This window comes from Prevotella sp. oral taxon 313 (assembly GCF_003043935.1).
GTDB lineage: Bacteria > Bacteroidota > Bacteroidia > Bacteroidales > Bacteroidaceae > Prevotella > Prevotella jejuni.
In genome coordinates this window covers 3,429,793-3,444,113 of sequence record NZ_PYXE01000001.1, presented here as the reverse complement: position 1 = coordinate 3,444,113, position 14,321 = coordinate 3,429,793, and the positions used below count along the sequence as shown (strand labels likewise).

Below are 14,321 nucleotides of genomic sequence, written 5' to 3'. Positions count from 1 at the left end.
TTGCATTTCTCTACTCTCTAATGTAATCCTTAGCCACCAGGTCGTAATACAAAGCCTCCAACTCTGCCAATGACAAGCGTTCTATTGAATGTTCCAACACTCTAATCAGCTCTGCACGACGTGCGTCATTCTCGATTCTATCAAAATCCATATCGTTCGTTTATAAGCTGTTGTACAAATACTATGCCAAAACAAAAGTAATTGAATTAATTGTGAATTCTAAAGATATTAGCTACTTTTGTGTGCATTATTGGATAATTAAATGATATGAGTAAAAAGCAAGAATACAAACTGAAGAACGAAGAGTATCTAAAAGAACTTAGTCAGAGAGAGGGTATCCGAAGCCTTTCGCATGGTGTTCTCTATGAAGTAATAAAAGATGGAAGCGGTGAGGGACAAGTCTCTGAGCGTTCTATCGTCACCTGTCACTACCGCGGTAGCCTCATCTCTGGTAAGGTGTTTGACGATAGTTGGCAAAGAGGTATCCCTGAGGCATTCCGTGTCAACGAACTGATTACAGGTTTTCAAACAGCACTCTGCGCAATGCACAAAGGCGACCACTGGCGTGTCTACATTCCTTATCAAGAAGGCTATGGCACAAAACGCGACGGTGACATTCCTGCTTTCTCTACTTTAATCTTTGAGATCGAACTGTTTTCAATAGGATAAGTGTCTCACTCTTCCTTTTGTCTACAAGGACCATTAGTTGACAATACACATCCCCGAAAGAACGGTTATACCAATCAGGGCATAGCCGTTCTCTTTCTATTATGGAATAGGAAAGACTAAATTACGCAATATTTCACCATACAGAATACGTCACTTGGCATATTTTTTGTAACTTTGTAGTCTAAGAATTATAAAACAAAAAGACATATTATATGAATATAAAAGAGACTCCTGTCCTTCTGCTTACAGGTTACTTAGGCAGTGGTAAGACAACATTAGTAAACAAGATACTTGCTAACAAGAAAGGTATTAAGTTTGCTGTTATCGTTAATGACATTGGTGAAGTGAATATTGATGCCGACCTTATAGAGGCTGGTGGTGTTGTCGACCAGAAGGATGACTCGCTCGTTGCACTCCAAAACGGTTGTATTTGCTGTACGTTGAAGATGGACTTAGTGCAGCAGTTGAACGAGATTGTATCACAGCAAAAGTTCGATTATATCGTCATTGAGGCAAGTGGTATCTGCGAACCAGCCCCTATTGCACAGACTATCTGTGCTTATCCACAGATGTATCCAGACCTGGCCAAGAAAGGAAAAGCAGTACTCGACTCTATCGTTACCGTCGTTGATGCACGTCGTATGTGTGATGAGTTCTCTGCTGGTAGTGACCTTCTGAAGAAAGACTTACAGGAAGATGACCTTGAGAATCTACTTATCCAACAGATCGAATTCTGTAATATCATTCTCCTCAACAAGGTGGATGATGTCAGCAAGGATGAGTTAGGATTGGTAAAGAAGATTATCCGCTCACTCCAACCAAAGGCTGAGATTATCGAATGTAACTATGGAGATGTTGACTTAGATAAGATTATCAATACGGGAGACTTCGACTTTGATAAGGTTGCAACCTCTGCGGCTTGGATTGCAGAGATTGAAGGACACGATGAGGAGGAGGAAGAACATGAGCATCACCATGACCATGATGAGCATGAAGACGACCACGATGAGCATGAAGAACATCATGACCACCACCATCATCACCATCATCATCACCACCACCATGGCTTAGAGAACGAAGAGAGTGGCGAGGCTTTGGAATATAATATCCAAACTTTCGTATATAATGCACGTAAACCATTTGATATAAACTTCTTTGATGACTTCGTAGCACGCCAATGGCCTAAGCAGATTATACGTTGTAAAGGCTTATGCTACTTCGCTAACGAGAAAGATATTTGTTATGTTTTCGAGCAAGCAGGAAAGCAAGTTAGCCTGCGCAATGCTGGTCAGTGGTATGCTACAATGCCACAGTTCCAATTACGTGAGTTCCTTGAGAAAAATCCTAAACTTAAGAAAGATTGGGAGGAACCATACGGAGACAGAATGCAGAAACTCGTATTTATTGGCCAAAACCTCGATAAAGAGGCTATCACCAAAGCCTTGGATACCTGTCTGACTGACTTCTAACAGTTGATACCTTCACCATTCATGGGAGATTAACAGTATCTTATCTATGGTTCACCCAACCTACGGAGCATCATACTGACTATTCGTTATAGTCGTAGAGAGGGTTACTAAATGAGAGAAGGACGTGGTTTACCACATTCTCTCAAACCCTCACGAGGAGTATCTCAATAATTACTCCATCATTCGGGAGAACAAGTAAGATTGCGAAAAATCATTACATAATATCAAGCCAAGGTCTCTCACAACAAAGGTATAACATCTCTTATAAACAAGTTTATAACTCGCAATAAGTCAACGAGTTATATATAGCATTATTAAAGACGCCTTTCTTGCCTCAAGAAGGGCGTCTTTTGTATGCAAGAAGGGCATGTTCTTGAACGTTGAAAGGCCCCTTCTATCATCTTAAAGAGCATGTGTCAAGTTCGAGAGGAGCAAAAAGATTTGACATGATGAGAAAAGGAACCCTTCCTCCCAACCCCTAAAACCTCTCCCCCATCCTCTCCTCGAAAAGGAGGAGGATGCCAAACGGGCTGACCTCCTATCAACATCTTTGAAAAAGGGAGTGTCTAAAGAGACATCTTCTCCTATCTCCTCCGAACAAGAGGAGTACCTAACGGGATTAAGTTCGCTATAACTATATAGGTAATGAGTGAAATATATCAGCCTAATCCCAGCCAGTAACAGCCAATATTCAACACCCAACAACGTTTGCAAACATCTCCACAGGGATAACTCGGTGGGTTCTGTACTAATATAATATCACCTCATCGCCAATCCGCAGACCACGCTCAGCAAGTTTCTCGTTCTTCTTCACGAGACTCTTCAGACGAATACCATATCGCTGTGCAATATCATATAAGCTCTCAGACTTGCGTACATAATATGGGCGATTCTTATATTCTTTCGGCGCTTTCTTCTTTTTCTTCTTCAACCAGATATACTCACCAGGAATAAGTCGGTCATGCTTATCGCGCTCATTATACTTAGCAAGCTTCCTTGCACTTATCTCTAACTCCTTACTTAACGACTTAAACGAATCGCCCTGTCTTACAACAATATAATAGTTATCATTGTATCTATTAATAGGATGGGCTCCTACTATCTGAGCAGGACTAATCCTACCCTTATCAATATCACGAACAACAGTGTTCTCACCACTGTGATGTGCCATAAAGCGGTCGTAACGAGTAGCCTTGTCATACTCGTAGAGCTTATACAACTCTATCAGATTAATCAAACTCTGCGCATAAACAGGATTAGTAGCGTACCCTGCTCGCTTCAACCCATACGCCCAACCACGATAATCAGTCCTATCTAAACTGAACAGACTCCTATAACGTGGACGGTCGCGAAGGAACTTGCAATGGTCTTCAAAGCTCTCTAATGCACTATCGTAGGCACGAAAACATTCTCCTTTTGCGTCATCATCGTGTGTGATAGTACGTCCAGCCCAACCATGACATTTGATTCCAAAATGATTATTACCTAAAAGTACGAGTCGACCACGGCCTGCCCCACTCTCAAGCAAACCTTGTGCTAAGGTGATACTTGCAGGTACACCATACTTCAACATACCTTCAATGGCCATGTCTTTGTACTGATCAATATAAGATTGATAAACTTGATTCCACCTTGCCTGTCCCGACGCTACGGTAGAAAACATATAGAGGAATGAGATAAAAAGGAAAATATATCGCTTCATAAAAAGTTCTTTTTATATAATATAACTGCAAAAATACACGTTTTATTATATACTACAAAGTGATTTATCTTAAATCTCTCAAACATTTCAAAACTTATACGTAACTTTGTACTCTATGAGGACTATTATCGCATTGGGGTCAAACTATAATCAAGAGGAGAATATTTCAAAGGCACAGACATTGTTGAAACAGCGTTTCAAGAATGTCATATTCTCGGATACACAATGGACTGAACCGATTGGAATCACGTCGGATAAGTTCTTAAACTGTATAGGAACTCTTGAAACAGAGATGTCGCTCACTCAAGTAATACAATGTCTAAAGGAGATTGAACAGACGATGGGCGACTCGCATGAAAACCATCAAAAGGGAAAGGTTCTGATTGATATCGACCTTGCACAATACGGCGAGAAGATTGTAAAAGAGATTATATGGCTGTAAGAATAACAGGGAAATTAATCATAACACTCCTACTGTTCCTAACGTGCTCTGTCTCTACATCTGCACAGAAAAGCAAGGATGTTGAGGAGTTGGGAAAGGCATTGGAATACTTTACGTCGGCAAAGTATCATGAAGCCCTGCTTATCTTTCAACGATTAGATAAAGAGTATAAGCTTAACGAACGCTTTAAGGCTTATATAGGATTGTGCTATTACCACGATTGGGATTATGAAACTGCTGCTAAATACTTAGAAAACGCTATGCCAAAACTGGAGGTGTTCGCCCCACATGAACGGTCAGTCTACTATTACACCACGGCTGAAAGTAAGTTCAACCTTAAACGTTACAAAGAGGCTATCCCCTATTATGAGAAGACACTAACCGTATGTTATGAACGAGAAAAGGCTGATGTCTATTACCGCTTAGGCCTATGTAACATGTTTCTACAGGCATGGAAACCAGCATACGACCAATATATGAATGCTGAAAAGATTTATTGTCAGTATAAACAGGATGAAGATGTGCAAGGGAGACTTGCGCAGATAAAAAGAATGTCAGCTGCTTGCTGGGCAAATTATGAGGCTACTTTACCTAAAGATTCACTATCGAAAATAGACGACAACACGACCAACAAACACAATGAGACGATGCAATTAAAAAACATATCGACAATTCTCAACTCATTGATATCTACAATGTTACTACCGCAAAACACACCTGACTCTGTAAAAGATATTATCAAAAAAGAAGAGAAAAGAAATCTTGAAAAATAAGTACTATTTTTCTTTTCTTTTCTTCGTTCGTTCATTTTTTTTTCGTACTTTTGCGACACTAACATTATTAAATAGCATAAAAACTCTTGCTTATCACCCACTTGAGGTACAAACCTAATAGAATTTAGGATTTTTATTCATCCGCTCAATAATTCGACGGCTTACATGTATCAGATAAGAAAGTAGAGTCACAAGATATTACCATAATCTAATATATGGAAAAACACAACAAGGGCTGGCACCGAAGACATTAAGATCTACGACGTCAGCCCTTAATAAAACCTATAAGGCTTAGCTCATCTCTAACGCTGATGCAACTTAAAGAACTTGCGCATAAATAGTATATATATAATAGATAAAATTATAATCTGGAACAAAAGTGTAAGATAACCTGGATATATAATATACCAAATGCAACACAATAATTGTACCGCCATATACACAAGGGAAACTATTACATGGGGTATCTTCAACTCATTTGCCATAATTTGAAACAAATGCTTTCGATGAGGTTGAGAAATATTCTCATGCAGCATTATACGATGTAAAATAGTCAGACAGCCGTCAACACCATAAACAACGAGGAAAGACAGCCAAGAGAGGTCCCCCGTATTTATAACTATATACCCAAGTGTAAACAAGATTATAAAGGCTATAGAAACAGATCCAACATCTCCAGCAAAGCACTTGGCCCTACTACGGAAATTAAAGAAACAAAATACAAGGGCAGCCGATAAAACTATCTTTAACAAAGATACAATAGTTTCAACTTCTGATGACTGACCCAACAAAGTTTCTCTATCTAAAATGAAAAGTATAGCAGAAAGAACTATTAATGAATATCCACCTGTTATTCCATTAATACCATCCATGAAATTAAAAACATTCATTGCTCCAGTACAAATCACCAAGCCTAACACAAGAATAAGTACTATAGTAAAGAATCCACTACTGTTTATATCTATTATACTATTATTCCCAAGAATTAACTGGGATAATAGCAGTAACATTCCTATAAACTGCAATGGTAAACGTAATCGTGCACTTAAAGAATGTATATCATCGACAAAACTTAGTATAGAGACTATACTAAGTCCTGTAAAGAAAAGCCAATACTCTCTTCCATAGAATATAAACCAAATTAAGGCACTTATATAAAAGATTATACCGCCTCCTCTAAGAGTAATAAACTTTGAAGACCCTCGTTCTGATGGCTTATCTATAATATTAAAGTAATCAGCAACCTTAAAATATAAAACTTCAAGAATGAAAAGCGAAAGAAATATAATTGCTATCTGCAACATGGTTTACTTATTTTAATATATCTTGTTCTGTTATAGGAGTATACGGTCCATCCTTTGTTTCGAAAATTATAGTACCAGACTCTAACACTTCCATAGAATGCCATATCCCAGCAGGGATATGAACACCATAACATCCATGAGATTGGTCGAGAACTTCCTCTTCAACAATTACTTTCTCTTCATTATAGAAAAATATCTTAAGCTTTCCACGCAGTAGTATATAAGTCTCTGCTGTATGCCTATGACGATGGATAGGGACAAAGGTCCCTGGTTCCAAAGCATTCAACATACGTTGACACGGAGCCTCTAAAGTTTCATGAAAATTATGATTCATCCGCAAGCGTTCTGACAACTTTGCTGCTGCACTTACAGTATCTAACAAATTCTTATCTATGATTTCCATTTACTATTTTTCCTTAAAACTATGTATCGTATAAGAAAGACCCTCACGAGCAGGAACAGGCATTCTATCTATCTTTAACGCATTCTTAATCTTGCTATTATCAACAATATAGTTCTCTGTAAGCTTAGCCAAACGTTCCGTGGTTAGAGGTAAATGCAATTTGTCACCAATCTTAGCTAAAGATGACATAGCAGAGCGTCCAAATTTCCATATTCGAGTCGGACGACCTAAGTTTTCACAAATAATACTAATCAACTCATTTGTAGACAAAACTTCATCATCAGCCAAATTATAAGTTCCACTCTTTACATCAAAAGCCAAAAGCTGCCCCACTACATAACAAACATTGCTTATAGAACAGAAAGAACGCTTATTCTCAAAGGCTCCTAATGGCCAAGGTAATCCTACATTTACGACTTTATAAAGTAAGTTCAGATTACCTTTATTACCCGGCCCATGCATCATACAAGGACGCAAAATATACACATGACGAGAGACCTTTTGATTCATATCCAAATTGCTCCATTCCTCATTTATTTTCTTCTCTGCCTCAGCCTTACTTTCTCCATAAGGACCTTTAGGCGTCATCGGCATGTCCTCATTCAAAACTTCACCATTTACTTGGTCTGCTGCAGCCTTGACAGAAGAGAAGAATATGAACTTTTTTATATTTGGATGATCGACGAAGTAATTAAAGACCTTCATTGTCAAATCAACATTAACTTTGAAATAAACACCAGCTTCTGTCTGATTCTTCGTATCATGTGCTTTACCAGCAAGATGAATTATAGCATCTACATCCGGTAATTTATTTTCTTCAAGATCTTTCCATAAATAATCTCCTGACCGACCAAGCCCATAGACAACATGTCCTTTCTCTTTCAAATAAGGTATAAGATTTTGTCCAACAAAGCCATGATAGCCAGTAATAAGTATTTTCATTTCAATATAATTTTTCTATTTCTTTCCAAACAATATGATTCTCAAAGTTATCACGAACCCACTTGCGTGCCTTTACCCCATCTATACTTGTTTCTCCATTGTGAATACGACGAATAGCTGCAGCCAACTGGTCTACATCATGTCCTACAAACAATCCTGTCTCATTTTCAAGTATAGAATCACAGCACCCTGTCGCACGAGTTGTAATAACAGGAACCTCCATTGACTGAGCCTCCAAAACACCTGTAGGAAATCCCTCACGATAAGATGCAAGGACATAGACATTCATCATTGCGTAAAAATACTCCATATCACAATTCTGAAAGTCAGTCCATATTATCTGAGTATCTTTCTTTATATCTTCTTGAACATCATCAGGAAGCGCATCTCGAATTTCAAACATTCCAACAAGAAGAAGTTTGTAATGAGGATTATCTTTCTTTACCTTGCGAAAAGCTCTTACCAACTCTATAATTCCTTTGTCCTTCACTAAACGACCGGAATACCCTATCACCCAATCGTTAGTATCAATGCCCCACTTTCTTCTCATAGAAGATAGCTTAGCTGTATCAATATTATCAGGATTAAACTTTCCTTCAGTATCAATACCACAGCACGTCCCTTTATGAAGAATTAATTGCTTAGCTGCTGGCGCTAAATGGTCCTCTACAGAGTGTTGCAAAACAGAAGGAGACACACATACTATCTTGGTCGCACAAAGGGATGCCAATCGATCTACACTCATAAGGATAAAACGTTTTAGCCCACGTGAAGTTTGATAGACAAGCCCATGACGAAAATAAATACGATTCGGCACCCTCATTAACCATCCGGCTATCATCGACAACAAACCACCCTTAGGCGTGTGTCCAACAACAATCCCTATTTCCTTTTCTTTGATATATCGACAAATACCAACAATAGTCTTAAAATCTTGAAGAATATTAATAGATCTCAAAACAGGCATTACACGATAATCAAAATCATTATCCTTGGCATAAGCATCCAAGTATTCTGACGCTGAACAAACAACGTGGAAACGATATCCCTTCTCTTTAAAGTACTTAAATTGCCCTCCAATAAAATAAGGAAGTACAAAGTAAATATTTACAACATGGAGTATGTTTTTATTATTATATTTCATTATAAACATTATTATACCCATTTACCGTTTTTGAGATATCAAACTCCAAAGCTCTATTGTAACAGCGTTCAGCTATTTCATTATAATAAGCTTCATCACTTGCTAAACGATTAATTTCTTCAGCCAATGCCTTTGCATCCTCATGTGGGAAAAGTAAACCATATCCCTTAGTAACCTCTTTCAACCCATTAACATCAGAAGCTATAAATGGCTTATGTGCACTCATTCCCTCTACATTACTAAGACTCAATCCTTCCCAATGAGAAGACATCACGATAACATCAGCTGCTCTCAGAACATTTGGAATATCAGTACGTAAGCCTAAAAACCTAACCCGGTCACTTACACCTAAAGACAGAGCTAACTGTTTTACTTCTTCCATCCGTTCACCTATACCAGCAAACCAAACTTCATGTTTTTCTTTGTCTAATAAGGTTAAAGCCCTAATAATAGTATCTTGGTTCTTTTGTTTACGAAATCCAGCCACCATCAAGATAGACTTACGACTTTCTTTTAAATCTAATAACTCTTTACATGGTTCAGCTTCTGATATCGTATTGACATCAATTCCATTATTTATTGTGGTAATAGACTTGTACTTATTTGATGATTTGACAAGCCAATCCCCTCCCATATATTCTCTTAGTTTTTCTTCTGCAATCTTACTAATACATATTACATGGTCATACCTACCATACATCCAACTTTCTATCGGACGGTACCACATCCAATTTCGTTTCCGATTAGAAGTATTATGTTCTGTAGAAACAAGATTCGTATGACTAAATAAACTGGCGATTGCTACAAAGAGTTGTGGTGACGAATTATGCGTATGAACAATATCATAATTATTCATTATCTTTATTAACTTTAATATATAGAGCGGATTATAAACCCCATGTCCTAACGCATATATCTTTGTCTGTGGACTTTCTTTCTTCAATCTATGGGTCAATGGTGTTTCTTTTCCATTAAAGATACATAAATCCACAGTATTCCCCAAAGCCTGCAACCTTGGTATCAAATTAACTACCAACGTTTCTGCACCACCCATATCCAAAGATGTAATGACTTGTAATATTCTCATTATCCTGTTTCTTTTATTCTATAATGCCAGATAATCTTCAAAAGTATTCCACAAATACCACAGAAAGTTTAAAACGTGTTTGCTGTCACTTTTAACATTTCAGCATAGGGAGTTGAGCTTCAACAGATTATGCTTTATTTTCAAGTGACAAGAATGACAGCAAAACCGAAAAACCTACGCTATAGTAATGATAACTCTGTTCCAGAGAAGTCACATAATCATATAGCATTTTCAGTGTTAGTATGCTTGGAACCAAATATAGGACTAACATTCCAGTTTAACACATATATACAGGGATGTTATGAATCAAGGAATCCTCATAACTATCTTTTATTTACACGTATATCATTCAAATGCATCAACCAACCTAAAGGTGCTACAGCATTCCATAGTCCAGATAACTTTGGATAACTATCATTTCCATTATAACACAAACGAAATCTCCAATAGTTAATAGCTGCCTTGAATTTATCCTTAAAGGGAATATCGAGTTGATTTAATTCTGCATAACATATCATAGAGGCAATAGGACTATTCATTCTGATTCTTACAATCTTAGATGTTAATCCGTCATCAAGATAATCTCGATAATAAACAACTTCATTAAAATAACGAAGCTTATATTTTGTAGCAATCCTATTCCATACTAAGGCTTCTGGACAAAATTTCTCGTTTTCTATCTCTGGGAAAGGAAACTCTCGTAAAACATCTGTCTTAAAAACCTCGCAAACATCCCCAACAAAACCATATTTATAGCGCATCTCTATTGAACTAAGATTCATTGAAGAACTAATCTTCCTATCTCCTATAATTGTTCCATCATGATGAGCCATCAAACCACAAACGCCAGCAATAGATTCTTCATCTTTTATATTCAAATATTGCTTATTTATCAAAGCCAGAGAATCATTGGGTAGGCTATCATCACTATCAACAATTAGGATAATATCACCTTTTGCCTCCTTAACTCCTCTATTTATAGCAGTATGTTTCCCACCGTTTGTTTTTTTTATATAGTTTATGTGTATCTTATTTTCTTGTATCAACTTTTCAAAAAGAGCAGATGTAGAGTCTGTTGATCCATCATCTATGACAATCCACTCAAAATCGGTACAACATTGCTCAACCAGGCTTTTATACAAGACATCTAATAAAGGAGCTCTATTGTAAGTTGGGGTAAGTACTGTAATCATTTCCTATAAAATTTATCGATCGCATAGTTCTGATCGTATTCATACTTATCATAGACTGGGTCATAATCGCGCACTCCATTTGTAAGAAAAGTTTTATATGGCGATAACATATAATCCCATTGTACTAAAATTCGTATAAAGAGTACGAGACTTATTCCAGCTATTATAGCCTTAGTACTTTTTGTTATACTCAACCTATAGTCCAAATTAGAGAAAGTTGCTATTACTCCTATTAAATAGTACCAACCTAAACGGCCACCATTAAGGGATTTAACGAAAAGTAAAAGTATTGCACAGAAAGCAAGTAGTGCATTCTGCATAACTAAATCTTTTTTTGAATTTGATAGAAAAGAATAATTTTTCAATAAGAAATATAAGAAAACACATGCCTCTATAATATATTCAAACTTAAACCCAATTTCTTTTTCTATATAAGAATCTGAACGAGCTTGCATATCAGCAACATCTCCATAAACTCTAAACAACGCAGATGGTCCACCTGTCAGACCTACTATCAAACATATAAACATGAAAATAATTATATTCTTTTTATTGTGTTTTCTTATAGGTATAAAATACAATGGTAATAAAATTATTGCCGAATTATGAAAGGATGCTGCCAAAAGAACGCATACTATAAATTTATATAGACTTCTTTTATATATATAGCGAAAACTTAACCAGGCTATTCCAACACCCATCATTTGTCTTAGATAAGTGAAGGTAAAGAAGTACATTAATCCCATAAAAAGTATTAAAGCTAACAAATAATCATAACAATAATTTCTTATGGAAAAATAAAATAAGACATAAACTACCAATGTATAAATTAGAATAAAAATATACCGATTACTTGTAACAGACGAAATTAACATGTTGCTCCCTATATATCCATATTCTGATGAATACACTTTAGAGATTATAGCATCTTGGTATTTACCTCCTCCTTTTATGACATCTGCTAAATCATCAAATAACTCACCATAGATATATCGATCATATCCACCTAACATATCAGAAAAGCCAACAAAACACGCCATAAAAAAGAAAGAAAATACTAAAATAAATTCCTTTTTATAACATGCTTTCTCCGCTATATAATTTATCGAAATAAGAAGAAAAAAACAAATAAAATATAATGTCATAACAGTTTTATAAAATATTATCAACTATTTAACGTCCATACTGATTACCAAAAAGGAATAGATTAATTATCTTATTTCTTTTCATAAACAAGGTACAATAATAGCAGAAAAGAACAGAAAATAAACCGATACTTGGTACGAGGATAAAATCATTAATCCAACATGGTAGAGACAAAGTATTAAAATGAATATACTTTATAAATATACGTTGAAGAATAATAGATTGTAAACCATAAATTCCCAAAGTATATGTTCCTATATCTGCCATCTTTTTAACAAGCCAATTATCATCCTTTAACCATAAACAAAAATAATATGTAATACCAACCAGTGCCAATGAACCAAAAACTCCTGAGATTAACTGAGAGAAAAATAACCATGGGGTCAAGAAAAGAACTTGATATGTTAAAACTTTAGGGACTTCATGTACACACAGAAAAATAAAAATCAATACTGAAAAAATCGTAATAAAGACTTGGTACTTCACATAAAGACTTCTATAATATTTCAAAAAGTACCCTAACCAAAAGAATATTAACATCCAGTTAAATTGCAAAAAATATCCATGAGGAAAGACAAGCGCAAGTACAATAGAACCTAACGCCGTAAGATAATCGTGACGACCCAGCCGCTTAAAAACATAGGTATATACAAAACAAAAGAATAAGGTTCTTAAAAACCACATACCTCCTATAAATTCATTTCTTACAATAACCGTTATATCAGGAAAATCAATAAGAATACAAACTATAATCGTTAATATAGAAATTGTAACTGTAGGCAATAATAATAAAATCGATTTTTGTTTTAAAAAAGAAACAAATGTTTTTTTGTAAGATCTCAAAGAAAAATATCCACAGAGCATCATAAATAAAGGCATATGAAAAGAATAAATCCAATTATATAAAATTGAAGCTTTACTCATATCTACCAAAGAATATGAATGTCCAATACAGACCATCCAAATAGCAAAAAATTTAACTACATCTAAAAAAACAATTCGTTTTGATTCTAACTTTTTCATAATAGCTCTATTTCTTCGTAAGGTGCATTGGTTAACATTGCTGCTCTTTTAGGAAAACCACTTCGAAACAAAAGTTTATCCGTCATCTGGAAAACTTTTTTTGCATTACTCAACATAAAATAGTCAATGAATGATTTTATGTAAGTATCTTGACTTGCATCGAAAGTAAAGCCCATGTGAACGACCTTACCAGGAATAACGTATACATATTCAAGGTGACATAATCTATCTAAAAACATCTTACTATCACTTGTCACTAATATTCGTTCAGTTGGGTATCTTAAATGTAATTCTACAACTCCTTTTATACACTTAAGAATATAAGCCTCTCGTTCTGACTCTGGCAAAATATATCCACCTTCTTTGAAATCTCCCAACAATTGCCTAAAACGAAAAGTTAATGAGATATATTTTTTTTCACCACCTAACTTATTAAGATGATAATCTATTTGATTTTGTAATCGTTCAGATGGCCGAAAAAGTTCGTTAAATAAAACACTAAAATCATTATCAGCAATAGCCATATTAGAATATATATGAATCTGCTTATATGACTTATTTAAATAATATTGCAAAATCTTTTTTTGCGCATTTATCTGTGCACTATTTTCCAAATTATTATTATAAGTCAGAAGGGTACAAGGGTAAACTTTTTTCAAGTCCCAGCATATATTTTTTGCTTCAATTTGCCAATCATATTGATTAGGTACTAAATAGTCCTGCAGATGCAATGGCTCAAAAACAATTTTAAACGGAAGATTCTTACGCTTACACTCACCATATATAGAGGTAATTCCTCTAAGACGATCAGATAATCCACCAGAAAATGTTGTCTCAGGCTGAACCATATAAATAATAACATTTTCATCATGTTCATACCTATTATCTATAACTTTATTCTTGTATAAAGGTATTAGTAATCGTTTTCTACAAACAATATTATGCCTCAATATTAGTAAAAAATAATACAGAAAAGAGGTAAACTCAATAATTTTTTTTAGCTTCTTATACATAAAATTAATTT

At 35.5% G+C, this 14,321-nt stretch carries 15 protein-coding genes; 4 read left to right on the top strand and 11 right to left on the bottom strand.

What is annotated here, in order from left to right:
- Positions 1-10: 10 nt before the first annotated feature.
- Entirely contained in the window at positions 11-151 is a 141-nt protein-coding gene (locus tag AXF23_RS16150) for a hypothetical protein (protein WP_009011888.1), read from the bottom strand.
- Between the two features lie 116 nt (positions 152-267).
- Between AXF23_RS16150 and AXF23_RS13530 the strand changes: the two genes are divergently transcribed.
- Together AXF23_RS13530 and AXF23_RS13525 are read left to right on the top strand one after the other, a co-directional pair.
- Positions 268-669: an FKBP-type peptidyl-prolyl cis-trans isomerase gene (locus AXF23_RS13530; protein ID WP_107625668.1), complete on the top strand. Its 402-nt coding sequence runs from the start codon at positions 268-270 to the stop codon at positions 667-669.
- A 212-nt stretch (positions 670-881) separates the two neighbouring features.
- Positions 882-2,138 carry a GTP-binding protein gene (locus AXF23_RS13525; protein ID WP_009011886.1) on the top strand — a complete coding sequence of 419 codons (1,257 nt, stop codon included), beginning with the start codon at positions 882-884 and terminating at the stop codon, positions 2,136-2,138.
- A 748-nt stretch (positions 2,139-2,886) separates the two neighbouring features.
- Here AXF23_RS13525 and AXF23_RS13520 read toward each other — a convergent pair.
- The gene (locus AXF23_RS13520; protein WP_107625667.1) at positions 2,887-3,840 is read right to left on the bottom strand and encodes a glucosaminidase domain-containing protein; all 954 of its coding nucleotides are present in this window, start codon (positions 3,838-3,840) and stop codon (positions 2,887-2,889) included.
- 115 nt (positions 3,841-3,955) lie between these two features.
- On the opposite strand from AXF23_RS13520, the gene AXF23_RS13515 reads away from it, so the two are divergent.
- Both AXF23_RS13515 and AXF23_RS13510 read left to right on the top strand, forming a co-directional pair.
- On the top strand, positions 3,956-4,282 hold the full coding sequence (locus AXF23_RS13515; RefSeq protein ID WP_107625666.1) for a 2-amino-4-hydroxy-6-hydroxymethyldihydropteridine diphosphokinase: 327 nt from the start codon (positions 3,956-3,958) through the stop codon (positions 4,280-4,282).
- Positions 4,273-5,055, top strand: coding sequence for a tetratricopeptide repeat protein (locus AXF23_RS13510; RefSeq protein ID WP_107625665.1), 783 nt, complete (start codon positions 4,273-4,275; stop codon positions 5,053-5,055). Before AXF23_RS13515 ends, AXF23_RS13510 begins: the two co-directional genes overlap by 10 nt.
- Before the next feature lie 302 nt (positions 5,056-5,357).
- Here AXF23_RS13510 and AXF23_RS13505 read toward each other — a convergent pair whose 3' ends face one another.
- The 9 genes from AXF23_RS13505 to AXF23_RS13465 all read right to left on the bottom strand — a co-directional run bounded on the left by AXF23_RS13505 (position 5,358) and on the right by AXF23_RS13465 (position 14,310).
- Positions 5,358-6,359, bottom strand: coding sequence for an MraY family glycosyltransferase (locus AXF23_RS13505; RefSeq protein ID WP_199222200.1), 1,002 nt, complete (start codon positions 6,357-6,359; stop codon positions 5,358-5,360).
- Between the two features lie 7 nt (positions 6,360-6,366).
- Positions 6,367-6,762, bottom strand: coding sequence for a WbuC family cupin fold metalloprotein (locus AXF23_RS13500; protein WP_107625664.1), 396 nt, complete (start codon positions 6,760-6,762; stop codon positions 6,367-6,369).
- A 3-nt stretch (positions 6,763-6,765) separates the two neighbouring features.
- Positions 6,766-7,704, bottom strand: a complete 939-nt coding sequence (locus AXF23_RS13495) for an NAD-dependent epimerase/dehydratase family protein (protein ID WP_107625663.1) — start codon at positions 7,702-7,704, stop codon at positions 6,766-6,768.
- A gap of 1 nt (position 7,705) precedes the next feature.
- Positions 7,706-8,848, bottom strand: a complete 1,143-nt coding sequence (locus tag AXF23_RS13490; protein ID WP_107625904.1) for a glycosyltransferase family 4 protein — start codon at positions 8,846-8,848, stop codon at positions 7,706-7,708.
- Entirely contained in the window at positions 8,838-9,935 is a 1,098-nt protein-coding gene (locus AXF23_RS13485) for a glycosyltransferase family 4 protein (RefSeq protein ID WP_107625662.1), read from the bottom strand. The genes AXF23_RS13490 and AXF23_RS13485 overlap by 11 nt, the downstream gene beginning before the upstream one ends.
- Before the next feature lie 323 nt (positions 9,936-10,258).
- Positions 10,259-11,128: a glycosyltransferase family 2 protein gene (locus tag AXF23_RS13480; protein WP_107625661.1), complete on the bottom strand. Its 870-nt coding sequence runs from the start codon at positions 11,126-11,128 to the stop codon at positions 10,259-10,261.
- Positions 11,125-12,273: an EpsG family protein gene (locus AXF23_RS13475; protein ID WP_107625660.1), complete on the bottom strand. Its 1,149-nt coding sequence runs from the start codon at positions 12,271-12,273 to the stop codon at positions 11,125-11,127. The genes AXF23_RS13480 and AXF23_RS13475 overlap by 4 nt, the downstream gene beginning before the upstream one ends.
- A gap of 28 nt (positions 12,274-12,301) precedes the next feature.
- Positions 12,302-13,297: an acyltransferase family protein gene (locus AXF23_RS13470; RefSeq protein ID WP_107625659.1), complete on the bottom strand. Its 996-nt coding sequence runs from the start codon at positions 13,295-13,297 to the stop codon at positions 12,302-12,304.
- Positions 13,294-14,310 carry a hypothetical protein gene (locus AXF23_RS13465; RefSeq protein WP_199222199.1) on the bottom strand — a complete coding sequence of 339 codons (1,017 nt, stop codon included), beginning with the start codon at positions 14,308-14,310 and terminating at the stop codon, positions 13,294-13,296. The genes AXF23_RS13470 and AXF23_RS13465 overlap by 4 nt, the downstream gene beginning before the upstream one ends.
- Positions 14,311-14,321: the final 11 nt, after the last annotated feature.

Bases quoted from the DNA above. Each gene is read 5' to 3' on its own strand.
- AXF23_RS16150 (WP_009011888.1), bottom strand. From the start codon at position 151: ATGGATTTTGATAGAATCGAGAATGACGCACGTCGTGCAGAGCTGATT.
- AXF23_RS13530 (WP_107625668.1), top strand. From the start codon at position 268: ATGAGTAAAAAGCAAGAATACAAACTGAAGAACGAAGAGTATCTAAAA.
- AXF23_RS13525 (WP_009011886.1), top strand. From the start codon at position 882: ATGAATATAAAAGAGACTCCTGTCCTTCTGCTTACAGGTTACTTAGGC.
- AXF23_RS13520 (WP_107625667.1), bottom strand. From the start codon at position 3,840: ATGAAGCGATATATTTTCCTTTTTATCTCATTCCTCTATATGTTTTCT.
- AXF23_RS13515 (WP_107625666.1), top strand. From the start codon at position 3,956: ATGAGGACTATTATCGCATTGGGGTCAAACTATAATCAAGAGGAGAAT.
- AXF23_RS13510 (WP_107625665.1), top strand. From the start codon at position 4,273: ATGGCTGTAAGAATAACAGGGAAATTAATCATAACACTCCTACTGTTC.
- AXF23_RS13505 (WP_199222200.1), bottom strand. From the start codon at position 6,359: ATGTTGCAGATAGCAATTATATTTCTTTCGCTTTTCATTCTTGAAGTT.
- AXF23_RS13500 (WP_107625664.1), bottom strand. From the start codon at position 6,762: ATGGAAATCATAGATAAGAATTTGTTAGATACTGTAAGTGCAGCAGCA.
- AXF23_RS13495 (WP_107625663.1), bottom strand. From the start codon at position 7,704: ATGAAAATACTTATTACTGGCTATCATGGCTTTGTTGGACAAAATCTT.
- AXF23_RS13490 (WP_107625904.1), bottom strand. From the start codon at position 8,848: ATGAAATATAATAATAAAAACATACTCCATGTTGTAAATATTTACTTT.
- AXF23_RS13485 (WP_107625662.1), bottom strand. From the start codon at position 9,935: ATGAGAATATTACAAGTCATTACATCTTTGGATATGGGTGGTGCAGAA.
- AXF23_RS13480 (WP_107625661.1), bottom strand. From the start codon at position 11,128: ATGATTACAGTACTTACCCCAACTTACAATAGAGCTCCTTTATTAGAT.
- AXF23_RS13475 (WP_107625660.1), bottom strand. From the start codon at position 12,273: ATGACATTATATTTTATTTGTTTTTTTCTTCTTATTTCGATAAATTAT.
- AXF23_RS13470 (WP_107625659.1), bottom strand. From the start codon at position 13,297: ATGAAAAAGTTAGAATCAAAACGAATTGTTTTTTTAGATGTAGTTAAA.
- AXF23_RS13465 (WP_199222199.1), bottom strand. From the start codon at position 14,310: ATGTATAAGAAGCTAAAAAAAATTATTGAGTTTACCTCTTTTCTGTAT.